This is a genomic window from Sphingomonas liriopis, from assembly GCF_024211255.1.
Lineage (GTDB): Bacteria > Pseudomonadota > Alphaproteobacteria > Sphingomonadales > Sphingomonadaceae > Sphingomonas > Sphingomonas liriopis.
Map to the genome: position 1 here is coordinate 87493 of NZ_JAMLDY010000003.1, position 21922 is coordinate 109414.

The window sequence follows — 21922 nt, forward strand, 5'->3', positions numbered from 1 at the left end:
CGCGTGTTCGGTAGGTTCGAGAAAGCGATATCAGGAGTAAGCTAGCTTGGCATTCTCGATAAAGGCCACGGTCCCCGAGGCGCTCACCCCAGAGATCGTGTTCCTGAAGGGCAGCGTGTCGCTCTGGAACTACTCGATCCCGTTCTTCACAACGAACGTCCCCCTCGTCTTCGCGGAGAAGTACTTTAAGCTCTTCGAGGAGCTACCTCAGGCGGACACCGCCGAGTGGACCCTCGAGGAGCTGTTCCAGCGCGACATCTCCTGGGATCGGGTCGATAACGAGATCCTCGCATACCTAAACAGCCCGACCCGTCCGCAGTTCTTCAACGCGCTGACCGTCGCCCTTATGCCGAGCCATACCGACAGCCTCGGGGGGGATTTCGGTCCCGCGGGGGACATGCCGAGGCTCACCGACCCCGGCCTCGGCGCACCCATCGGGATGGGCGGCATCCAGATCCAGTTCTATGATTCTGACGAGGACCAGGTAGCCGGAGCCGGCAAGATGCGCTGGGCGACCGACCGCGTGGACGCCGTCGCCGTGGACGGCCAGCATCGCTTGGCGGCCATCAAGCGCTTCGTAAAGGAGGCGAAGAAGGACCGGTGGGAAGGCGCATCGGTGCCGGTCATCTTCCTGATCGCTGACGCGCGCGTGGGTTTCAAAACGCCCCATGCCGACAGCGACTCCTCGCGCACAGTGTCGGCACTGCGCAGCGTCTTCATCGACCTAAACAAGAACGCCAAGCCGGTCTCGCCGAGCCGCACGATCCTGCTCGACGACCTCAGCATCGTAAGCGTCGCCACGCGCTCCCTGATGGGACGATCGCTCGGTGACACCGGCGATGCCGAGCGCATACCACTGTCGCTCGTCGACTGGATGACGGACCGCAACAAAATTGAGGACGGTCCCTTCATCACCACCGTCACGCTGCTGCATGAGGCGGTCCGACAACTGCTCGCGGTCCCCGACCTGCAGATGGACGAGGACGACAACAGCGTCGCTAAGGTGGAGAAGTGGCTGGATGCGACGCTCCCCGTCGAGGACGTCGGCGCGAGGGAAGAGGTGCTGGGTCAGATCCGGCAATGCGCCCGGCTCCAGACCCGCCTCAGCTGGCTCCCCAACCAGATCAAAATCCTCCAGCAGTCCTTCGATGCGAACTGGCGTCCGCATATGCGCGCCCTTCTACGCGACTACGCACCTTATTCCGCCCTATGGACATATGCCGAGGAGCACGACCTGCTCGGGCCACAGTTTGTCAACCTCTACGTATCGAAGGAGGTCATGCCCGCGAAGGCTGGCCAGGAGCGAAGCAAGCGCCTCGAGGAAGCGGCCAAGCAAGCGGAGCCCGGCTGGTCGCTGAGCAAGCGCTACGACAAGCCGCTCGCGGCGATCGACGAGATCAAGGAGGACAGCTGGGCCTTCAAGGTCGTGTTCCAGCGCGCGCTCTACCGTGCCTACATCAACGTGCTCCGCGGCCCCGGCCAGTACTTCAAGACAGCACCCTCGCGCGAGACCGCTGCCGAGGCATTTATCGAATACATGAATACGCTACACGAGGAAGGGCTCGACGAAGTCTACGCGCAACTGAAAAACGACTATTTCTGGGCCGGCTCGGGTCTCTCGGCCGATGACACGATCGAGTTCACGAACGCTGGCGCAGAACGGATGCGAAGCTGGCTCGAGGTCGGCTTCATCCTCAAGCTCCTCGGACCGGAGGCACCGGCGTTCGATCGCCTCGACAGCAGCGTCGGGGGTGCGCCCTCGAAGACGCTTTGCTACTACCTCGACCTCGAGGCCAACCGCCCTATCAGGTGGGGAATGGCGAAGTTCGCGCTCGCGCGGGGGTTCGACGACGACTCAGGCCAGTATGAACGCCTGGTCAAACAGCGATACGAGCACCTCCGCGGTACGCTGAGAGGCAGCTAAGGTGTTCAGCGCCGACGGGCGCGCCGACTTCTGCTCGGGTAACGCCGAGGAAGGCTACCGGCTCGTCTACAACATCGAGGCGTACCTGCGGCACATGGTCCGGTTCGAGATCGTGGCCGCCCGAGGTCGGCAGTGGCGGACGCTGCTCGGCGCCGCCGACGCGACCGCCAAGGCCGCGCAGCGCAACGAGCGCGACCTTCGCATCATCGACGCCGACGAGCGCAACATACTGTCCTACCTGCTGTTGACGGAGCTCAAGGACGTCATGCTATCCGAAGCGGTGTGGCTGATTCTGAAGAATCGCTGGCCACCACAGGACATCTTTGCGTCCTCGTTCAAGGTGTTCAACGCGTTGCGGAACAAGGTCGCCCACTTCCGGCGCCTGACCGATCGCGACATGCGGAGCGTGCGCGAGTTCAGGACGCTGGTCGAGGAGATGACAGCCCACTATCGGTCCCAACGGAGGGCGATAAAGCCGCTCACGCCGGAGACCGTCCCAGATCCTTACCGCTTGATCGTCGAGGACTGGCTCGCAAGCATCGCGTTGGGCGAAGACCAGTGGCAGGTGCCAGTCGTGAGCCGCGTTCACAGGTATCTCGTCATCGAGGCACGGCTTGCCACCGGTACGATCGCGTCCGACGCCATATCCGCACTTGTCAATGGATGCGGTACGGATGCGTTCTTCCTGTCCATAGACGGGCCGCGGGTACAGATGCGGGCCTATCTGCCGTGCATCCTTACGGCGGAAGAGGCGCAAAAGGTCGTGAAAGGCCTGCGCGAGCTACCGATCGTGACGGAAGACATGCTGGAGGAAGAAGCCGACACCGAGGCGTTCGACCTCGAAGTGCCCTTCGAAGTGCTGCTGCCAATGGACTTTCGGACCTAGCCTTCCGCAGCCCGGCCCACCCGGTCACTTATGGCAGGTGAGGCAGACCTTGGACGCGCCATACAGCTCGTCCATGTCGATGGGGTCGTCGTCCCGCCGCAGCGGGTTGACCACGCGGCGCGACGCGGCGCGCGCCACCCTGCGGTCGTGATCGGCTCGGATCTGCGCAACGCGGTCCGGTCGCGCCAGCTCGTCAAGCGACTCCCCCTGGCTCCAGGTAAAGGGCGATCCGTGGTCCACCGCGTTCTTCTCGTACGCCTTGGCCTCCTCGAAGCTCTCCGGATGGCGCTCCATCAACCGGACCCACTCAATCTTCTGCTGGAAGAAGCAGAACGTGCAGCCGGACCGAGAGCGCCAGTCATAATAACGCGGCAATCCGAGCCCGCTGGCGTTGAGGATGTCTATCACCGCCGCCTTATCGATTCCGACCTCGCGGAACGGGAGGCGCACCTTGAGGTTCGGGTGCGTGGAGGCGTAGCCCTCGCGGTAGCTCTCGTCCGAACGGATCGCGACGTAGCTGACGACAGTGTCGCCAGCGTCGAGCGACGGCCAGAGCCACTGCTCGAACGGCCGGATCTTCAACTGCCGAGTGCACCACCGCGTACGCGGGCTCGGAAGGAACGAGTTGTACTGCCTAAGCCAGAAGTCGAAGTCGCGGTCGGGGTTCAACCGCTCGATGGGCTTGCCGACGAAACCCTCGAGACGTCCCAGGTATTCGTAGACCTCCGGCAGCTCCTTCCCGGTGTCCGTGAAAAAATACTCCAGCTCGAGTTCCGGATGGGCCTGAGCCATGTGCACCGCGAGCGCGGCGCTGTCGCGGCCGCCGGACAGTCCAAGGACATGACGTTCCGCCATCAGCCGGCCTTCCGCTTGGGGCCGCTCGACGCCGGTAGGCTGGACGGCGTCAATTCGTCGGCGAGCTGCGCACCGAGCTCAATGATGGCGGCGAGCGCCACCTCGCGGGACGTCCTACTGTCGATTGCGCCCCGCAGCTTCGTCGCGAGCGACCGCGCCCGCTGCCGGTCAAGGTCATCGACACTGAACTCGGGCGCCACCAGCGCAGGGCGGCCGGGATCCGACATGTAGAACGCCATCCGGATGCGCGAGCTGTCCCGACCCTTTACGTGGGCCAGCCCCTCCGCCCGGAGGAACTCCTGCGAAAGCGCGGCGAGCTCGATAGTCGCGGCGTCGACGTCACGGTCCACCCAGTCGCGCGGGGGCTTGTTGGCCGCCAGACTCGCGAGCCCCTCAATCGCCTCGTTGCCGCCGTGAAAGGACGCGAGACGGGTCGCGAACGCATCCAAGCGGTAGTTGCCGGTCAGCCCTACCACCGTCGCGGCCCGCTTACGCAGGCGGTCCAGGGCATCGTCCCCGTCGCCAACCGCGAGCTCCGCAAGCATCCTGTCCGCGAGGTCCGCGACCATGTGGTCGTAGGCGGTCGAGATCTCGACCAGTCCGTCCCTGATCTGGCCGATCACCTCCTGCGCCGTCGCGTCGCCGTCGGCGAAGATCGTGGGCAGGTCGTCGAGCATGAACTTGTTCGGGTCGTGGGCAGACGCCGCAAGGTCGCGCACCCGCGTCGCGGCCGGGCCCATGCGGGCGGTCCGGCGCACCCATCCCTGTGCTCCCGTGACGACGGCGACGAGTTGACGACCGACGCTCAGCGGATCCACCTGTGGGGGCATCTCCTCGCCCAGGAGCTCGGCGGTGGTCTCGGCGATCCCCTGGAGGATGCGGACATGGTCTTCCGAGATGTCGTTCCGCCGCAACCTCACACTGCCCGCGTCCTGCAGGAGGCGGTCAACGAACAGGTCGCCGATCCGCGAGATGAACGCACCGTCGAGGTAGACGGAGACTTCCTCGCCGCGCGACAGGATGAAGGCGAGGCCGAGGATCGGGAGCAGCCCGTCCTTCACCCCGAACGGCCGCGCGCGCCACCGGTCGAAGAGGTCGGACAACTGCATCCCGGCGGATCCGGCTTCCGCAAGCAGCGCGTCCGCGCCGTCCCATAGCGGCAGGAGGCGGGCGCCGTCAGCGTCGTTGGGCGGAGTGCGGAAGCCATGGCCGCCGTCCGAGACAGGACCATGAAGTCCAGAGCGTTCGAGAATCGATGCGTACAGGCCGCCCTCGGCCGGGAAGTCCTCAATGCCGAGCCTCGGCCGATCGGCTGACCGGACCATGGCGACCATGAGCGCGCGGGCGGCCGCCATCGCGTTCGACGACGGCTTCGAGCGGTTCATGAGCTCGTTGCGGATGCGCGGGGACGCCGGGAACATCGCTCCCGCGAGCCGCGACGCTAGCAGGCTCAGGCGCGCCGGGCCCTCGGAGCCGTCCGCGTCCGCCCGCTCACCCTCGTCGGGGATGTGCCACGAGGTCACTGCGAGGCTGGCGCGTAGCCGCTCCTCCAGCTCGCCACCGACTCGGGCGATGCGGCTCGCGACCTCGCGACGGGCGACCGGGTCGCCCTTCAGCTCGGGCCGGGTGGACTGGATCGACTCCAGTGCGATCAGCTCGAGGCTGAGCTCGCGCAGCATAAAGCTATCAGTCGCCACGCCGATGGCGATCGCCCGCCCGCCGATGCGCTCCCGGAGCAGCGCCACCCGCCGGCGGACGGTACCCGCACTGGCGCCCGCCTCGTTGATCAGGAGGAGGAACAACCCGACGGCTCCGCTGTCGCCGCGGAAGCGGGCGATCCGCTCCTCCGCCGCGTCGAGGGACGCGACGTCCACCTCGAACCACCGCATTGCACCGGTGTCGTGATAGTGGCGCTTGGCGAGGATGGGGCCGAAGACGCCCGTGCTCCTCAATCGCCCATAGTCGCACGCCATCGTCGCCGAGAGCAGGCCGGAGACCGCATGCTCGATGTCGAAGTCAGAACCGGCGTAGAGCGAGAACGCGTCGAGGTGCCGTCTATAGACAATCACCGACCACGCCTTGAGCGTCTCGAGGTCCTGCCGCAGATCCGCCTCGGGGACGTCGGGCAACGCCGCGCCGAGGATGTCCACGCCCGCAACCAGCCCGGACCGCTCGCGGAACATGTCGACCAACGCGATCGCCTTGACCAATCGCAGCTGGTGCTCGGTGCCGCCGCGCGCCTCGCAGCGCTCCACCGCGTCCACAGCGAGCGACCACCGGTGACCGTCGGGCGACGCGAGGATCGACGGCTCCAAGTTCGCGCGGAGGTAGTTCCAGAGCAGTCCGACGTCGTATGGCCGCGCGTCGTCGACCTGGGTTGAGGCGAGATAGTCCTGGAAGCCATACGGCTCCGCGGAACCGAGGAAGCCGAAGAGGCTGCGCTGGTTCTGGCCGAAGCGCCGGCGGGAAAGCGGCCCAAGCAGACACGCCACGACGGGGCTCAGCGGCCAGCAGCCGCGAAGCGTGGCCTCGATGCCCCCGACGACGCCGGAACCAACGCGGATCGCGGCCGCGACGGCCGCGGCCGCCGGCTGAACCTCCGGCGCCCCGGGCGCGTCGATCGCGGTCGCGAGAAGGGCGAGCTGCTCCTCGCCGACCGGGTTAAGAGGCACGTCGACGTAGCGCCCCTGCACCTTCAGCCAGTCGTCACGCGTCTCACGCGCCAAACGGTAGGCGTAGTCATCGAAGGCCTGATGCAGGATGCCGATCACGATCAGGCGGCCTTCCGAACGCGAAGCCGCCTCCGCCAGCTCCTGGAAGAAGAACGCGTCGGAATGGCCAGCCGCGGCGTGCTCGAGCAGCTTGCCCATCTCGTCGACGATCAGGACCAGTCCGATGCCATGGCCGGCCGCCGCCACGAGTCTGGGTATGACCCCGCCCTTTCGCTGCGGGATGCGGTGCTCGTCGAGGGCGTCCCCAATGACCTCCTCCGCGTCGGCGCGCCGGCCGGTGACGGGGACCACGCTCCAACCGTCGCCGGCCCACCTCAAGTCGTCAGCGAAGCGGGCGGCCACATCGTGGGGCAACACGGCCATCGCGCCCTGACGACCGGGGCCGTCAGGGCCGAGCGCCGTGGCCAGCACGACCGCGAGGCTGGACTTCCCGCAACCGTAGGGCCCGGTCCACGTGAACGCCCCATGCCCAAGCCGGGAGACGTGCTCGATCGTCGTCCTGAGCGCCTGCGCGGCAGTCGAGGTGCACACGAAGCCGGACGTGGCTTCGGCGCCGATGTCGCCGTCGATGCGCACCGACCGCTGAAATCGCCGCCGGACGGAGACCGTGTCGACGAGCGCGGTCACGCCGCCTTCCTCGGGAGGTAGGCTGGCCCGAGCAGCCCGGTCGCGGAGATAGTCGCGATCGGGACCCGCGCCGAGATCTGCCGCAAACCCGTGCTCTCGTCCCAGGCGAGCGCACCGCCCGTCACCCGCTCCAGCCGTTCCAGCCGTTCCGCGATGGACTCGTCGTCCAGAAGGAAGGCCCGACCGGGCGAACCGGGCTCATGCGTGACGGCCTCGACCGAGAGCGCGCCGCGCGTCGCGAGCTGAGACTGCCAGAACTCCACGAGCGCCGAGGCGAAGACCTCGTCAGACAGCGTCGGCTTCGGCCCGCGTCGGAACTGCACCGCTCCGACACCTGCGAGCGGCGTGATCAGCCCGAGCTCCGCGAACGGACACTCGAGGCCGTCCTCGGCCCCCATCCGCCCGCCCGTCCGCGGAACATAGGTGCGGATGAGGCACTCGACGTCGCGGTCGATCGTCGCACGCGCAATGCGGCTACCGGCGAGACGGCCCGCGTCGCGCAGTTCATCGACCCGCGACATGAGGCGCGCGGCAAGGGAGTCCTTCGTGAAGATCGTCTCGTTGAACTCGTTAAAGGCGTAGTACCACGCGGTAGCGCGTCCCGGGGAGGATGCCAGCTTCCAATGCAGAGCCCATAGCGAGTCGGGCCGCTCGAGATACGGGTCGACTGAGCCGAAGAGGAGCGTGCCGAGTTCCGTCGGCGCCAACTCGCCGATTCGGCCGCCTAGGCCGTGGCTCTCAAGCACCCCGCAGGCGAGCGACCAGTGGCGCATCGACGCCACCATGTTCTTGCCAACGCCGAACTCGGAGATCGCGACGTCCGGCGCGAATGCGCGCCGACGGGCATCCTCGTCGGGTGCCGACACGACGGCGTCGTACGACTTCTTCAGCCATCCGTAGCGGCAGGGGAACGTCTCATGCCCCGCGAACTGCAATCTGACGTCCGCCCGATCTAGGAGGCTTCGCATACAGGTCTTCCCACTGGACAATATATCCAGTCGGGCATAGGCGTCAGCAAAGCGGCCGTCAACGCTGGCAGAACTCGCCAGTAGAACAGGGACATACCAGGAACATGCAAATGGCCGATATTGGTATCTACCTCGATCATCAGGCCTCGGCCCCACCAAGCCCAACAGTGCTAAGCGCAATGATGCCATTCATCTCAGGCATTTACGCAAACCCGCACAGTGACGACCACGCCGCGGGATGGGCCGCCTCAGACGCAGTCGAGGCGGCGCGCGCGCATGTCGCCGGCGCGCTGGGGGCCGAGACCGGCGAGATCGTGTTCACGTCGGGCGCGACCGAGGCGAACAACATCGCGATCCTCGGCGTGGCTGAGGCCGCCACCGACAGGCGGGCGATCGTCGTCGGCGCGATCGATCACAAGTCCGTCCTCGCGCCTGCCCGCGCCTTGGGGCGACGCGGTTTCAAAGTCCACATCGCGCCCGTCGATGACGACGGCGCGATCGACCTCGCCGTGCTCGGCGATTTGGTAAACGACGACACGCTGCTGGTGTCGATCGGCGCGGTGAACAACGAGATCGGCTCTGTTCAGCGCCTCGCCGACATCTCGCGGATCTGTCGCGACGCCGGCGCGCTGCTCCATAGCGACGCGACGCAAGGGCTCGCATGGGGCGCGGTCGACGTGGAGGCGGCTGGCGTCGATTTCGCGAGCGTCTCGGCGCACAAGGCCGGTGGGCCAAAGGGCGTGGGCGCGCTGTTCGTGTCCTCCACATCCGCCGACAGGATCGCGCCCGTAATCCACGGCGGCGATCAGGAGAACGGGCTTAGACCCGGCACGCTGCCGACGCCGCTCTGCGTCGGCTTCGGCGCCGCCTGCACCGATCTCCCGGACGAGGATGGGATCGAGCGCTGGCGGGAGGTCACCGATCACCTACTGGCCGGACTGAGAGGCGCCATCCCGGGGCTGCGGCTCAACGGAGCACCGAGTCCGCGCCATCCGGGAAATCTCAGCGTTCTGCTGCCCGATGGCGACGCCGCCGCCGTTGTGGCGCGGCTCCAACCACGGCTCGCGGTCTCGCGCGGATCGGCGTGCACATCCGGCACGCCCGAGCCAAGCCACGTCCTGCGAGCGATCGGACTTTCTGCCGTTGAAGCTGAACGGACGATCCGTCTCAGCACTGGCCCCGGCACGAGGATCGAGGAAGTCGAACGGGCAGTGGCGCTGATCGCGGCGGCGGTCCGCGCGACCTGACAGCGATAGTCGGATTGCGGAGGAACGAACGGCCGGAAACACGCTCCCGCGCCTGAAAGCGGACGGGTCGCTCTCCACCACTTCAGGATGTCCAACGTCGCTGCCCAGCTACCTCAACGAACCTCCGCCAACGGCCCCTCGCCGGCCCCAAGGCTGCTTAGTCGGCAAAGTCGATCAAAACGTTGCACAAAAGCAACACACGCACAGAGAAACAACGTCAGCCGCCCTGATGTTCTCTATTCGTCCCCGCGGCAAGTGAAGGGTTGGCGGAATTTTCGCTATATGTGTAGGCAGTGGCAAACTCGCCATTGCGCCCACCCGAATGATTAAGGGGAAAGCGCATGCTTACAATAACCGCAACTACCTATCCAGCACATGGCGATCCGCGCCACCCGCTTGCAAGCCGGTCGCTCCCATCTGCCAGCCTCGGCACCCTTGAATATCTAATACCCGGCTTGTTGTCGACCTCAGAGGCCACTGCTCCCATATCGTCACGGGAGAGGACGCTACATAATAGGCTTACCAAGCGCATCCTCGACGCAAGCGATGCCATGCTCATACCGCAGGCGGCCGGCGCATACGATATAGCGCTTTCGCTAACCGACAGCCTTTACGACACCCGCCGCTACCGGATGAAGGTGTCCATTCCGTATTCAGCCGTGGACGCCATCCACCCCGGCACGGTTCTGATCGCAGCAATAGCGGAACTGGCTCTAGCTCTGAGAAGCAATCCCAGCGGCAAGGCTCCTTTTGAGCCAGATCGGATGCGGGCGCTGTCTGACTGGTTGGGCGGGTATTGCGAACTGCAGCCGCTCGGACGCGACATCCGGCGTGCAGCTCCACACCAGATGTACACGCTGATCCAGCAGCTGCTCACGTACTACGCCTGACTATCGGGGGGCTGGCGCAGTCCAGCCCCCTCCGGAGAAAATAGATGGAAATGCCACTTTCCGTACCCGTGGAAGGGTGGGAGACGTCGCCCATTCAGCCAGACCCCTACCTTCATGGAAGGGAACGAGACCTCGACACCGGGAGCGATCGGTTTCGAGACCTACCGCCTTCCGAGCAGCGGATAGCCGCCATGTGGCGTGACGGCGAGGATCTCGTCGATCGTCAAGGCCGGCCGCGGGTGCCACTCGGCACCGGGCTGTACTCGCAACGGCTTCAAGCTTGGGAAGAAATCCGGCGCTCACGGGCCAAGCCGGTATCCGACGTCATCACCGAGCAGGACTTCATGCGCATGTACAAGGCCGTCGCCACGGCCAACATGCAAGGCCTGATCCTGAACACTTTCGTCACGGTGTCCTGGGAGGTCGGCGGCGTCCGTGACCCCGATCATATCGCATCGCTACATTCCCGTTTTCTCGCCAGCATGCAGGCATGGGCCAATGACCGCCAGAAGGCCAAACTAGACCATCCGATACCCATGCCGGTGATATGGGTAAAAGAGGTGGGACAGCACCTCGGCCTGCACAGCCATTTCCTGTTGAACGTGCCCGAATTTTGGAACGTGACGTTCCGCTCCTGGGTGGCGAAAGCGGTCCGTAGGCTCTTGGAGTTACCGGCGCCGGACCCCCGCCAGCCGCCGGCGAAACTTCGCCCCAGCCATACAAGCTGGTTCGGCAACGACACCCGCCAGCAATGGAATGTCTTTCGATACATGATGAAAGCGCTCGACGACGAGGGCACGATCATGATCGAGCACACGCATCGCGAATTTCTGTTGAGGGAAGTCTCAGGCGTGAAGCCCACCCCTCAAGGCCGAATAACGGGGCGGAGGGTCGGTCACACGAAGAATATCGGCCCTGCCGCGCTCGCGCGCCTGGAGAACGACATCGGCACAGCCGACATATGGGGTGACAGGGATCAGCGACTTGGCCTGCGCTACGACGAGTACTTCCTGCGCCACGGCGAACTGGGAGAGCAGCTTCTGAACCTACGGATATGACTGGAGGACGACGCTGAAACCGGAGAGATTCGGACCTAAACCGGAGATTTTCCGATCCTAAGCCATTAATAAGAAAAGAGCCCATGCACTTACTATGCGCTCGGCAAATCGGCGGCTCAGGAAACGAAGGACAAGGGCCGGCTAATCGTATGGATAGCCGGTCCCCTCAAAACGCGCGCCCCCCAAAACCACATCCCGTCAGAGGCTCAAGCCCAAAGGCAGATTTCGTCCTCACCCTTTGCCCAGCACGCACCGTTGCGCGTCAGTGGATCGCCATCGCCGAGCGGGTTATTGATCTTGTCCCCTCCCGGCCGGCCATTCCACATCCCAGTTGCTTCGCCCTGATCGATCTCCAGGGTGGCGAGGTAGCCGCTTTCATCCGGCTTATCGCTGATACCCCATCCAGTATGATCGACATACCAATAATAATAGCAAGGCCCGTCGATGTACTTCACGCCGGAGACCTTCAGCCGGCAGCGACCACGTAGGGTCTTGGCCTGGGTCGCAGTCACGGTGGCGGCCGCAGGCCGATCGCATTTCTGAACCTCGTACTGAAACAGCGGACCTCCATCACCGGCGTCCGTCAGATTCCATGTTCCCTCATTGCCGGGATCGAAGGAAATCGTCTGACCGGGCGCCACCGTGCCGAGGGGAGAACTGTCGTCACTTTCCGCGACCACCACATTCAGGTTGAGCGGGCGCGCCGACCCATTCGTGAGCCGCGCCTTTGCACCGACGCAAAATACGACCGCATCGGGGCCTTGCCCGAGCTCTTCCCAAGTCGGCCTATTCCGCCGAAGTTCGTCCGTTACCAGGAAATCGGGCGTGGCCGCTGCGACCGTCGCGGGTGCCTTCGCAGCCGCAGGCGCTGGTGAGATCCCGACCGGTGCCGCTGTCGCAGCGACATTGTCATCCGCGTGCTCGCGAGCCCCTTCCGTTCTCCCCATCGTGAACAGCGCGATCGCTAGGCCGATGACGACGCAGACGGCGATGAACAGCAGCCCGACCTGTACGTGGCGCCCCTTCACAGCGAGGCCCGATCGGTTGCCGGCGTAAGGCGATCCAACGCGTCCGCCACATCGGAAAGGCGATCGTGCATCGAGATGAACGTTGCGGTGATGCCGAGCATCAGGATTACGACCACTGCCCCACCAGCGAGGGCGCCGAGATATGCGTCGCGGAAAGGGATGGTTGAAAGCGGGCCGAACATCAGCGATGCGCCCAGCCACGACGCCATCACGAGCATCACTGCGAGCGCCAGCAGAATAAGCCATCGGTATAAGTCGACGATGAAACGCATGTGCTTCCCCCTGATAAATCGTCGAACGGCGCAGTCACGGGAACAGCAGGCCGCCATCGCGGACCACCGCACATCAACCTCGTTACAGAGATACACCCGCTTGCAACGCCGCCCCTTCGTCCGTTCGGGGCGGCGGCCTAAGCCGGATGTTGGAAACACTGGCGATGCTCAGCGCGCATGCGCCTTTACCGGCAAGCCGGCTGGACATGCGCGCATGCCACCCGGCCGAGAAGCTCGACCAGGTACATCGCCAAAGAGGTTTCCACGCCCCGCCCCCGAGTATTGCGGAGGCGTTCCGACCCTAACCGCCGCCGGATGAGAAATGCAAGGTCACGCCAACATCAGCTGTCTTCGAACCATGGGTTCGGCAGTGTATTCAGCTGACCGAACCGGACGCCATAATCGCGCGGCGCCCAGACATCGCGCCTTCGCGATCCTACTGGAAACATCCGGTAGTCACTTCCGCGGCAGGCGTCGTCGTCAGGATCGATGAAGACGCGATCGCCCGCTATCGCGCGGATCGTGCCCTGGCCTCGTGATCCTCGTCCCGTCCAGAAGAACACTCGTTGACCGACGATAAAGCCTGCATCTCCCACGTCGTGCCACCGCGCTATCCGGCAGCCAAGTCGACAATCCTGCATGCCGATCGCGACACCTCGACATAGCGAGAGAGTGGCGCACGCGGCTCAAAGGAGCGATCGATCTCGACCGGTAGGCCCAGCCTTCCGCGGATGCTCACCAGCTCGGCGAGGCTGACGTAGCCTAGCTCCACTTCCCCGAGTCCGAGACCGCACAAGCCAAAGGCCCGATCGCGGTCGATGGGATCGAGTTCGGTCAGAAGCCATGTGGCCGCGGCGTCCGGGGTGAAAAGCTTCACGACGGGAATCGGGTCGATGTCTTCGCCGGCGGCGGTACGCCGCCCGTTGTCGATCAGGCGATCGATGATGGCGGCGGGTAAGACAAGCTCGCGCATTACGCCCCTCCCGCGACCAGACGAAGCGGCGCCAAGACTGGGGGCGCAAGATGCCACTCCCCTCGCCTATCGGCGAGCGCGCATTCGACTGCGTGATCGACCTGATGCCAGTCGAGGTAGCGGTCAAACAGCGCAGCGGCAGCCTCCCGTGCGCCCGCCCAATAGATGGCGTCGATTAAGGCCTCCAACGTCACATTGGCGAATGGCACAGGTCCATCTGCAGGATCGCATAGGAAGGCCCCGTACAGCTTAACAGCCTGCTGGACCGACGTGTTGTGCCGCGGCGCGATCACCATGAACGCCGTCTCAGCATAGTCGCCGCGCATGAGCATAGCCTGAGCAAGCAAATGCTCGCGAAAGAGTTGCTGCATCGGGTTGACCCGCAGAGCGGCATGGCCGGGTTCCTTGAACAAACCACACGCTGGCGCCAAGCGGTCATAGCTGGCGTTCAATTCGGTCGGCGAAGGCTCGGTCAGGCCCTCGGAATATTTCACCTCGATGCCGACAAATCCAGACTTACCGTCGGCACGGTCGTACACCATGGCGACGTCGAACGCGCTTCGGTCGCCGGTCAGCGTCGGGTCTCGGCGACCGGGGTTGTGTTCGAACCAGATGTGCCGAACGGCGGCAATGTCCCGCTGTGGCAGCAGCGCACGCAAGGTTTTCGTCGCCAAAGCAAGATCGAAGCGGAGGGGTGCGAACGCGTTGAACGTCAGCGGCATCGACGACAGAAGGTTGCCGTACAGCCGCCCCTGTTCGATGAGGGCGCCGGCTTCCTGATAGGCCACTTCTCGTCGCACCAGATGCGCGATCGATGGGGTCATGAAGTTGCGTCCCGCATCTGCGGCGGCACCACTGAGCAGCGATCCCAGCCGGCGCTTGCGTCCCGCGCGGTCCTGATGATTGCCGGGTGGCAGGCCCTGGCGATCGCGCCACAGCGATTGAAGCAGCCGAGCGCAAGCGCGGAAACGGGTGTCGAATTGCTCGTGGACGTGATGACGCTTCAGAACTTCAACAGGCACGATGGGAAGCTGATCCAACCGCTCGCCGCGTTCGGGTGCCATGAATCCTCCTGAATGATCGCCCGCCAGATTGCGGACAGGAAGGATCCACCCGCATCGGCCATCTATTCACCCGGTTCGATCACGCCTCGTTCCAGCATGCGGATCAACTCGCCAAGGCCGCGTTGTTGCAGTGGCTGTCGCCCATCGGGGACGATCCGCCCCGTCGTGGGATAGTAGCTGACGAAAGGCGCTACCTTGATCTGATAGGAGTTTCCCTGTGGGCGACGAACATCGAAGCCGAGGCGCAACAAACGATCGATTGCTTCGGTCATGTCAGGAGAATCTCCCGAGCGCGGCGCCGCCGCTGGCATAACACTGAACCTCACATCAGCCTCCTTTAGCCATTTCCCTCCGGCGGAGAGATAAAGGTTAATAGATAGCTAAAGGGGTATAGGTATAGGTATAGGTATAGGTATAGGTATAGGTATAGGTATAGGTATAGGTATAGGTATAGGTATAGGTAGATAGGTAGATAGGTAGATAGGTAGATAGGTAAAGCGCAAGGCGCGCCTATTCTATGCGCTCGATGCCAAATTTTGTCTACGCTATGAGATAATAACCTCCCCAGCGATCTCGCTAAATTTATCCTGACTTAGACGAGACAGGTCTACGCCAATGTCAATGCGTTCGATCGCACTGCGCAAATTGGCTATGGTGAGACCCTTCGAATATCGCGCGGTTTCGCCGACGGTCGCGTGACCAGTCAATTCATCGATCGTCGGCTCATCTACGCCGGCCTGTCGCATGAACGTCGTTGCGCTGTGACGGAAAGAATGGAAGTCACGGCCGGGTACGAACAGCTTTACATCCTGTCGATACCGGCTGAACCACTTCGAATAATTATGCCCGAAACGGCCATCGGCACCTCCGGGTTGGAGGTTGGGAAACAGCATCTTATCGCCGCTTCGGCGTAGCTGCTCGACGTACACCAGTAGCCCCAATTCGATCAGTTTGGAGTGAAGCGGTACGCGCCGAACAGCATTGGCGTTCTTCAACTGCTGCCCGTCACGGGTGTTGAGATCGAACAGCCAGACGCTCTCTTCCTGGCGGATGTCGGCCAGCCGAAGTTGACAGATTTCCTCCTGTCGCATGCCGGAGAACAAAGCGATGAGCGGCAGCCAGAACCTCTCGTCCCGCTCGATCACCGATCCCGGTCTAGACCGCCGTGCGATCGAATAGCACCCTTTCCAAATCGGCGTCTCGAACAGTTCTGCTAGCTGCTCACGTGTCCAATGCTCGCGCTGATCCTTAGCGCGCTTCGCCGAAGGAAATTTCCAGTCGGCAAAGATGTTCGATGCCACCTGCCCCTTCTCCAACGCCACGGACCACAGCGCCGCGAGTGCGTTGAAATGCCGCTGAATGGTGCGGGGCGTCAGACGATCGGTATCGACCGCTTTGGTAGCCGCGACGATCTCGGCCGCGGGCATGCCGCGAAACTCAGCCGCCTTGCCGTAATTGGCCGGCAGATCGCTGAGCAGTTCCTTGAAAGACGCGGCATCGCTCCGTGCAAATCCCTCGAGGGGTCGATCCCCGAAATGCTGTACGAACAGCGCATAGGTCTTGCGCGCCTGCAAGGCCGTTTGCTTCTCCCACACACCTCGACGAACCTGCGTCTCGCGGAACTGCTCCGCTTCGACGGAAAACATTGGACTTGAGGGTGCAGAGGCCTGGGCTGGGGAAGCGGATTGCGGCTGTACCGCCCGTTCGGCAAGCGCCGCCGCCAGCAGCTTGTCGGCAGGTTCGTAATTGAAGTCGCCTTCCGCCCTGGCGCGCAATGTCTCGGCTATCTCGACGCCAGCACGCAGCATGGCTTGCCCCGCTTTGCGAACACTCAGTTTGTCGAAGCGCGCCTCCATGCCGTATCGACGCGCAAGCATGACGGCGGTCATCTGCCGCACCGATCCAAAGGCATTGCTCGCGAGGTCGATCCGGCTGCGTTCCGCAAGCTGGCGATAGTGCTCCGCCCGATGTTCCCGGAAGGCATCGGGAGCGTCGCTCAGCAAGCGCTCATTGTCGTCCTGCCGCAAGATGGTGGCATAAAAGTCCCGCACCAGCGCCGCGATGTCGTCGTCGCTCAGCATGGGCGCGCATTCGAGAACACCGAACAATTCCTCCGACCGCAGGTACAGGCAGCGCGACAGCGTTCGCGCCGCGCCTGCTTCGTGCGTGTGGAGGCTGCATGTCAATTCTGCACGGGCCAACCGCATGCGCAGCGCCGCCGGCACGGCCCTGCGGAAGTGATAGACGCCACCGCGCCTGACCGTATTCGGGATCGCTCCCATCGCCACAAAGCCCCGGCTCTGTAGCAGGGTTCTGTAGCAAAACCCCACCACGGTTCCGGCACCGCCCACAAAACCGATACTGGTCAGTATCTTAGGGGAAACATGGCTGGGGCGGCAGGATTCGAACCTGCGGATGGCGGCACCAAAAGCCGCTGCCTTACCACTTGGCGACGCCCCAACGGAGAGGCGGCCTTATAGCCGCGTCGGCGGGGTTGGAAAGCCCCGCCGACACCACTTTTCACCGCTGCCGCCCGGCTCAGCCGAGGCGCTGCAACCAGCCGTGCGGATCGGGTGCGCGGCCGCGCTGGATCGCGGATAGCGCGTCGAGCATGCGTTGGGTCAGCTGGCCCGTGCCGCCGCCGCCGATGGTGAAGCGGCCGTCGGGGCCGACGACCTCGCCGATCGGGGTGACGACCGCGGCGGTGCCGCAGGCGAAGGCTTCGGTCAGGCGGCCGCTGCCTGCGTCGGCGCGCCACTGGTCGATGCCGTAGAGTTCCTCGCGGACCTCGATGCCCTGGTCGCGGGCGATGCGCAGGATCGAATCGCGGGTGATGCCGGGCAGGATCGTGCCGGTCAGCGGCGGCGTCACCATCGATCCGTCGTCGAACACGAAGAAGACGTTCATGCCGCCCAGTTCCTCGACCCAGCGGCGCTCGACCGCGTCGAGGAAGACGACCTGGTCGCAGCCCTGGCGGATCGCCTCCTGCTGCGCGGCGAGGCTGGCGGCATAATTGCCGCCGCACTTCGCCTCGCCGGTGCCGCCGGGCGCGGCGCGGGTGTAATCCTGGCTGACCCAGATCGACACCGCGCGCGCCTCGCCCTTCCAGTAGGAGCCGACCGAGGAGGCGATGACCATGTAGAGATATTCGGACGACGGCTTGACGCCGAGGAACGCCTCGCTCGCGAACATGAACGGGCGCAGGTACAACGCGCCGCCGTCGACCTGCGGGAACCAGTCGCGCTCGGTCGTCACCAGCTGTCGGCACGATTCGAGGAACAATTCTTCGGGCAGCTCGGGCATCGCCAGCCGGCGCGCGGAATTGTTGAAGCGGCGCGCGTTGGCGTCGGGGCGGAACAGCGCGGTGCCGCCGTCGTCGAGGCGATAGGCCTTGAGCCCTTCGAAAATTTCCTGTGCATAATGCAGCACCGCGATGGAGGGGTCGACGGTGATCGGTGCGCGCGCGGTGATCGCGGCGTCGTGCCAGCCCTTGTCCTCGCTATAGCGGATCACCGCCATATGATCGGTGAAGACGCGGCCGAAACCCGGGTCGACCAGCCTGGCGGCGCGGTCGTTGGCATCGACCGGAGTCGTGCTGGGATCGAAGCGGAAAGCGGCCGCGCCGGACATCAATTGAGCGTTCATCGATTTCTCTCAGGCATCAGGGGTTGCGGATGCGTACGGACGGTGGCTAAACCGGTCAACATGGCTGCCACAGCTCCCTCCGCGTCTGCGCAATTCTTGCGCGAATCCGAACTTCGTCGGGGCATGGAGCTGTTGTACTTCGGCCATAGCCATCTCACCCGCTCCGTCGATCAGGGGCTTGCCGCCCAGGGGCTGGGCCGCGCGCACCATCGTGCCCTGTACTTCATCGCTCGCCGGCCCGATCTGACGGTCAGCGAGTTGCTGGCGATGCTGGCGATCACCAAACAGTCCCTGGGGCGCGTACTCAACGAGCTGACGGATCGCAAGCTGGTCGAGACCCGCCCGGGCGAACGCGACCGCCGCCAGCGCCTGCTGCGCCTGACCGAGGAAGGCGCGCGGCTGGAAAGCGAGTTGTTCGAGGCGGTGCGCATCAAGATGTCGCAGGCCTATCAGGCGGCAGGGCAGGATGCGGTATCGGGCTATTGGGCGGTGCTGGAGGGGATGATCCCCGACCCCGACCGGGCGCAGGTGGAAAAGCTGCGGTCCTAGGGATCGTCCCGCTCGAAGCGGGGTACATTCTCTCGCCGTTCGCCCTGAGCTTGTCGAAGGGCAGATGAAACTCAATGGGCTTCGACAGGCTCAGCCCGAACGGATCGTGTGTGGAGGTCCCCCAGCCTATCGCGCCGCGGCGGCCATCTCGCGATTGCGCCTTGCCGATGCGGCCAGCGTTTCGGTCAGCAGCGCGACGAGGCCGTCGGGCCGGTCGAGGACGTTCAACCCCTCGCGCGTCGAACCGCCGGGGCTGGCGACGCGGTCGGCGAGCGTCGCGGGGCTGACGTCCGCCTCCGCCGCCATGCGCGCGGCGCCGTGCAGCGTGGCGAGTGCCAGCCGCGCCGCCTGATCGGCGGGCAGTCCCAGCGCCGTCCCCGCCTGCGCCAGCGCATCGGCGAAGCGAAAGACGAACGCCGGGCCGCAGCCGGCGAGCGCGGTGACGTCGTCGAAGCGCGCCTCGTCGGCGATCCATTCGACCAGGCCCAGCGGCTGCATCCAGTCCGTCACCCGCGCCCGCGCCGCGTCGTCCGCATCCGGTGCATGGAGCGCGACCACGCCCTTGCCGATCGCGACGGGCAGATTGGGCATCGCCCGCACGACCGCACCGGCCGCGCACAGGCCGGCGAGCGTCGCCACCTCCACCCCTGCGAGGATCGACACCAGCAGATCGGGAGCGTGTCTGCCAAGCGGGCCGTCGCGCAACGTGGCGAGCTGTTGCGGCTTCAGCCCGAGCAGGATGACGTCGAACCGCGGCCCGTCGCCGGCATCGGGGATCACCGGCACGACGGTGACGCCATCGGGCATCGCGCGACCGCTGGGCGACACCACCGTCACGTCAGCCGGGTCCATCCCCGCGGCGAGCCAGCGGCGCAGCATCGCGCCGCCTATGTTGCCGGCGCCGACCATCAGCAACCGCATGGAATCAGGCCTCGCCCTGCGTCTCGATCAGCGCGGCGGCGAGCGCCTCGCGCGGGGTCTTGCCGCCCCACAGGACGAACTGGAAGACGGGATAGAAGCGCTCGCACTCCTCGATCGCCGATTCGACGAGCAATTCGGTGGCGCCCAAGGACATCGTGCCCTCCTCCTCGCCATTGATCATCGCGGCGTGGCGATAGAGCAGCACGCCCGACGACGACCACAGCTCGAAATGGCCGATCCACAATTGCTCGTTGACCAGCCCGATCGCCTCGTAGACTCCGGCGCGGCGATCGTCGGTCACCTTGATGTCGGGGAAGGCGAGGAACTGGAGGACGCTGTCGTCCTCTCGCCACAGCGCGCGCAATTCGTAGCTCGTCCAGCTGCCCTTGACCGTCGCGACGATCTCGTCGTCGTGCCGCTCGTGTTCCCAGCCATGCGCGGCGTAATAGGCCTCGAGCATGTCGATGGGGGCGGCGGGGTCCTGGTCAGCTTCGGCGGAATCGAGCATCATTGCGCCTCTTATCGCACGACAAGGCTGCCGAGGCAAAATCGCCGCGGCAAGCCCTTCGTGGACAAGGCTGTCGATAAAGCTGTGGAAAACCGCGTCAGGCGGCGGGCGGCGGCGTATCGGCCTGCTTCGCCTCCAGCGCGTCGAGCCGCGCGCGCAGCGCGTCATTCTCGTCACGCGCGGCGACAGCCATCGCCTTCACCACCTCGAACTCGTCGCGGCTGACGAAGTCGAGCCCGCCGATCCACTCGCGCGCCCGCGCCCGTGCGCCCGATTCGGCCTCTCGCCCGACGCCGGCGAGCGTGCCGGCGGCGCCGTTCATCAGCTTCACGAAATCATCGAACAGGCGGTTTTCGGACTGCATGGTTTCACTATTCCCGGCACGACAGGTGCATCTGTCACAGCATCTGGGAGGTATGCGCCGCCGGTACAAGCGTTTCCGCGTCGGGATTGAGCTGGCCGATCCGCCAGGTCAGCACGCCGGCGAAGCTGATCCACACCAGATACGGCACCATCAGCCACGCCGCGAGCGGCCGGATGCGGCCGAACAACAGCGTCGCGACGATCGCCAGTACCAGCATCGCGACGATGACCAGCAGCGCGGTGCCGACCTGGTGCATGCCGAAGAACAGCGGCGTCCAGGCGAGATTGAGGACGAACTGCACCGCGAACACGCCGAGTGCCACGCCACGCAGCCGCGCGCCGCGTGCGTGCAGGATCACCGCCACCGCGAGGCCGAGCAGGATGTAGAGCGAGGTCCAGGCGACCGGAAAGACCCAGCCCGGCGGGGTCAGCGCCGGTTTCTGCAACGCGACGTACCAGCTGTTCTCGCTACCCGCAGGCACCGCCCGCCCCGACGCGAAGCCGAGCAGCAGGACCAGCGGCACGGTGACCACTGCCCAGCGCAGGAACGACATCCGCAATTGACCTCTGGATGCGATGCCGCCCACGTCTTGCTCCCTCGGATGCTGCGCCGCCGCCTTGCCGCGCTGCACAAGCTTCGTAAAGCGTCCGATGCGATTATCGTTCCGTCAGCGATCCGTTCCGGGACGCCGCGACCAGATATTCCACATTGCCCTCCGGCCCGGTGATCGGGCTTTCGGCGATCCCGGCGACGCTCCAGCCGGCTCCGGTCAGCCATGTGGCGACCGCGTCGCACACCCGCGCGCGGATCGCGGGATCGCGGACGACGCCGCCCTTCCCCACCTCCTCGCGCCCCGCCTCGAACTGCGGCTTGATGAGCGCCATCAGCCGCGCATCGGGCGCCGCGAAGGTCATCGGGCGTTCGAGCACCTTGGCCAGCCCGATGAAGCTCGCGTCGCAGACGATCAGGTCGATCCCCTCGGGAATGTGCGTCGCATCGAGGATGCGCGCGCTGGTCTGTTCGTGGACGATCACGCGCGGGTCCTGGCGCAGCTTCCACGCGAGCTGGTTGGTGCCGCTGTCGACCGCATAGACGCGCGCCGCGCCGCGGGTCAGCAATACGTCGGTGAAGCCGCCGGTCGACGAACCGACGTCGATCGCCACCGCGCCCGCGACGTCCCAGCCGAAATGATCGAGGCCGTGCGCCAGCTTGACGCCCCCGCGCGACACCCAGGGGTGATCGCGCCCGCGCACGTCGAGCACGACGTCGTCCGCGAACGCCTGTCCGGGCTTGTCGACCTTCTTCGTCCCCGCGAACACCAGCCCCGCCATGATGAGCGCCTGCGCCCGCGTCTTCGATTCGGCGAGTCCGCGGGTCACGAGCATCTGGTCTGCACGGGTCTTGGCCATGC

General features: G+C 65.1%; 21 protein-coding genes and 1 tRNA gene. 6 read left to right on the forward strand and 16 right to left on the reverse strand.

What is annotated here, in order from left to right:
* Positions 1–46 precede the first annotated feature (46 nt).
* Complete coding sequence (locus M9979_RS02965) at positions 47–1924, forward strand: DNA sulfur modification protein DndB (protein WP_254287849.1); 1878 nt, start codon at positions 47–49, stop codon at positions 1922–1924.
* A gap of 1 nt (position 1925) precedes the next feature.
* Positions 1926–2810, forward strand: coding sequence for a hypothetical protein (locus tag M9979_RS02970; RefSeq protein WP_254287850.1), 885 nt, complete (start codon positions 1926–1928; stop codon positions 2808–2810).
* A 24-nt stretch (positions 2811–2834) separates the two neighbouring features.
* Here M9979_RS02970 and M9979_RS02975 read toward each other — a convergent pair whose 3' ends face one another.
* The 3 genes from M9979_RS02975 to M9979_RS02985 are packed head-to-tail and all read right to left on the reverse strand — an operon-like array spanning position 2835 to position 7959.
* Entirely contained in the window at positions 2835–3665 is an 831-nt protein-coding gene (locus M9979_RS02975) for a phosphoadenosine phosphosulfate reductase family protein (RefSeq protein WP_254287851.1), read from the reverse strand.
* Positions 3665–7024 carry a hypothetical protein gene (locus M9979_RS02980; protein WP_254287852.1) on the reverse strand — a complete coding sequence of 1120 codons (3360 nt, stop codon included), beginning with the start codon at positions 7022–7024 and terminating at the stop codon, positions 3665–3667. Before M9979_RS02980 ends, M9979_RS02975 begins: the two co-directional genes overlap by 1 nt.
* On the reverse strand, positions 7021–7959 hold the full coding sequence (locus M9979_RS02985) for a DUF4007 family protein (protein ID WP_254287853.1): 939 nt from the start codon (positions 7957–7959) through the stop codon (positions 7021–7023). Before M9979_RS02985 ends, M9979_RS02980 begins: the two co-directional genes overlap by 4 nt.
* Before the next feature lie 143 nt (positions 7960–8102).
* Between M9979_RS02985 and M9979_RS02990 the strand changes: the two genes are divergently transcribed.
* The 3 genes from M9979_RS02990 to M9979_RS03000 all read left to right on the forward strand — a co-directional run bounded on the left by M9979_RS02990 (position 8103) and on the right by M9979_RS03000 (position 11187).
* Entirely contained in the window at positions 8103–9239 is a 1137-nt protein-coding gene (locus M9979_RS02990) for a cysteine desulfurase family protein (RefSeq protein ID WP_254287854.1), read from the forward strand.
* Positions 9240–9790: 551 nt separating this feature from the next.
* Positions 9791–10129: a hypothetical protein gene (locus M9979_RS02995; protein WP_254287855.1), complete on the forward strand. Its 339-nt coding sequence runs from the start codon at positions 9791–9793 to the stop codon at positions 10127–10129.
* A gap of 191 nt (positions 10130–10320) precedes the next feature.
* A complete protein-coding gene (locus tag M9979_RS03000) occupies positions 10321–11187 on the forward strand; it encodes a hypothetical protein (protein WP_254287856.1) in 867 nt (288 codons plus the stop codon).
* A 206-nt stretch (positions 11188–11393) separates the two neighbouring features.
* Here the strand turns inward: M9979_RS03000 and M9979_RS03005 are convergent, their stop codons facing one another.
* The 8 genes from M9979_RS03005 to M9979_RS03040 form a co-directional block, all read right to left on the reverse strand.
* A complete protein-coding gene (locus M9979_RS03005; RefSeq protein ID WP_254287857.1) occupies positions 11394–12215 on the reverse strand; it encodes a hypothetical protein in 822 nt (273 codons plus the stop codon).
* Complete coding sequence (locus M9979_RS03010) at positions 12212–12487, reverse strand: hypothetical protein (RefSeq protein ID WP_254287858.1); 276 nt, start codon at positions 12485–12487, stop codon at positions 12212–12214. The genes M9979_RS03005 and M9979_RS03010 overlap by 4 nt, the downstream gene beginning before the upstream one ends.
* A 610-nt stretch (positions 12488–13097) precedes the next feature.
* Positions 13098–13460 carry a DUF2958 domain-containing protein gene (locus M9979_RS03015; RefSeq protein WP_254287859.1) on the reverse strand — a complete coding sequence of 121 codons (363 nt, stop codon included), beginning with the start codon at positions 13458–13460 and terminating at the stop codon, positions 13098–13100.
* A complete protein-coding gene (locus M9979_RS03020) occupies positions 13460–14524 on the reverse strand; it encodes a PGN_0703 family putative restriction endonuclease (RefSeq protein WP_254287860.1) in 1065 nt (354 codons plus the stop codon). Before M9979_RS03020 ends, M9979_RS03015 begins: the two co-directional genes overlap by 1 nt.
* 62 nt (positions 14525–14586) lie before the next feature.
* Entirely contained in the window at positions 14587–14796 is a 210-nt protein-coding gene (locus M9979_RS03025) for a hypothetical protein (RefSeq protein WP_254287861.1), read from the reverse strand.
* A 273-nt stretch (positions 14797–15069) separates the two neighbouring features.
* Entirely contained in the window at positions 15070–16806 is a 1737-nt protein-coding gene (locus M9979_RS03030; RefSeq protein ID WP_254287862.1) for a site-specific integrase, read from the reverse strand.
* 103 nt (positions 16807–16909) lie between these two features.
* Positions 16910–16984, reverse strand: a tRNA-Gln gene (locus tag M9979_RS03035).
* 78 nt (positions 16985–17062) lie between these two features.
* Complete coding sequence (locus tag M9979_RS03040; RefSeq protein ID WP_254287863.1) at positions 17063–18154, reverse strand: branched-chain amino acid aminotransferase; 1092 nt, start codon at positions 18152–18154, stop codon at positions 17063–17065.
* Positions 18155–18229: 75 nt separating this feature from the next.
* Here M9979_RS03040 and M9979_RS03045 point away from each other — a divergent pair, with 75 nt between their 5' ends.
* Positions 18230–18718 (forward strand): MarR family transcriptional regulator, encoded by a 489-nt coding sequence (locus tag M9979_RS03045; protein ID WP_254287864.1) that lies wholly within the window; start codon positions 18230–18232, stop codon positions 18716–18718.
* A gap of 126 nt (positions 18719–18844) precedes the next feature.
* Here the strand turns inward: M9979_RS03045 and M9979_RS03050 are convergent, their stop codons facing one another.
* From M9979_RS03050 to M9979_RS03070, 5 genes are all read right to left on the reverse strand, one after another.
* Positions 18845–19639: a pyrroline-5-carboxylate reductase family protein gene (locus M9979_RS03050; protein ID WP_254287865.1), complete on the reverse strand. Its 795-nt coding sequence runs from the start codon at positions 19637–19639 to the stop codon at positions 18845–18847.
* Between the two features lie 4 nt (positions 19640–19643).
* Positions 19644–20147 (reverse strand): type III secretion system chaperone family protein, encoded by a 504-nt coding sequence (locus M9979_RS03055; protein ID WP_479725605.1) that lies wholly within the window; start codon positions 20145–20147, stop codon positions 19644–19646.
* Positions 20148–20244: 97 nt separating this feature from the next.
* Positions 20245–20511 (reverse strand): accessory factor UbiK family protein, encoded by a 267-nt coding sequence (locus tag M9979_RS03060; RefSeq protein WP_254287867.1) that lies wholly within the window; start codon positions 20509–20511, stop codon positions 20245–20247.
* Between the two features lie 34 nt (positions 20512–20545).
* Positions 20546–21064, reverse strand: coding sequence for a TspO/MBR family protein (locus M9979_RS03065; RefSeq protein ID WP_254287868.1), 519 nt, complete (start codon positions 21062–21064; stop codon positions 20546–20548).
* 103 nt (positions 21065–21167) lie between these two features.
* Positions 21168–21920, reverse strand: a complete 753-nt coding sequence (locus M9979_RS03070) for a TlyA family RNA methyltransferase (protein WP_254287869.1) — start codon at positions 21918–21920, stop codon at positions 21168–21170.
* Between the last annotated feature and the right edge of the window lie 2 nt (positions 21921–21922).

What these genes read in the sequence shown, in the direction of transcription:
- M9979_RS03065 (WP_254287868.1), bottom strand. Translation starts at nt 21,064, where the DNA reads ATGTCGTTCCTGCGCTGGGCAGTGGTCACCGTGCCGCTGGTCCTGCTG.
- M9979_RS03010 (WP_254287858.1), bottom strand. Translation starts at nt 12,487, where the DNA reads ATGCGTTTCATCGTCGACTTATACCGATGGCTTATTCTGCTGGCGCTC.
- M9979_RS03045 (WP_254287864.1), top strand. Translation starts at nt 18,230, where the DNA reads ATGGCTGCCACAGCTCCCTCCGCGTCTGCGCAATTCTTGCGCGAATCC.
- M9979_RS02990 (WP_254287854.1), top strand. Translation starts at nt 8,103, where the DNA reads ATGGCCGATATTGGTATCTACCTCGATCATCAGGCCTCGGCCCCACCA.
- M9979_RS03030 (WP_254287862.1), bottom strand. Translation starts at nt 16,806, where the DNA reads ATGGGAGCGATCCCGAATACGGTCAGGCGCGGTGGCGTCTATCACTTC.
- M9979_RS03020 (WP_254287860.1), bottom strand. Translation starts at nt 14,524, where the DNA reads ATGGCACCCGAACGCGGCGAGCGGTTGGATCAGCTTCCCATCGTGCCT.
- M9979_RS03070 (WP_254287869.1), bottom strand. Translation starts at nt 21,920, where the DNA reads ATGGCCAAGACCCGTGCAGACCAGATGCTCGTGACCCGCGGACTCGCC.
- M9979_RS03055 (WP_479725605.1), bottom strand. Translation starts at nt 20,147, where the DNA reads ATGCTCGATTCCGCCGAAGCTGACCAGGACCCCGCCGCCCCCATCGAC.
- M9979_RS03050 (WP_254287865.1), bottom strand. Translation starts at nt 19,639, where the DNA reads ATGCGGTTGCTGATGGTCGGCGCCGGCAACATAGGCGGCGCGATGCTG.
- M9979_RS02975 (WP_254287851.1), bottom strand. Translation starts at nt 3,665, where the DNA reads ATGGCGGAACGTCATGTCCTTGGACTGTCCGGCGGCCGCGACAGCGCC.
- M9979_RS02995 (WP_254287855.1), top strand. Translation starts at nt 9,791, where the DNA reads ATGCTCATACCGCAGGCGGCCGGCGCATACGATATAGCGCTTTCGCTA.
- M9979_RS03015 (WP_254287859.1), bottom strand. Translation starts at nt 13,460, where the DNA reads ATGCGCGAGCTTGTCTTACCCGCCGCCATCATCGATCGCCTGATCGAC.
- M9979_RS03060 (WP_254287867.1), bottom strand. Translation starts at nt 20,511, where the DNA reads ATGCAGTCCGAAAACCGCCTGTTCGATGATTTCGTGAAGCTGATGAAC.
- M9979_RS03000 (WP_254287856.1), top strand. Translation starts at nt 10,321, where the DNA reads ATGTGGCGTGACGGCGAGGATCTCGTCGATCGTCAAGGCCGGCCGCGG.
- M9979_RS03040 (WP_254287863.1), bottom strand. Translation starts at nt 18,154, where the DNA reads ATGTCCGGCGCGGCCGCTTTCCGCTTCGATCCCAGCACGACTCCGGTC.
- M9979_RS03025 (WP_254287861.1), bottom strand. Translation starts at nt 14,796, where the DNA reads ATGACCGAAGCAATCGATCGTTTGTTGCGCCTCGGCTTCGATGTTCGT.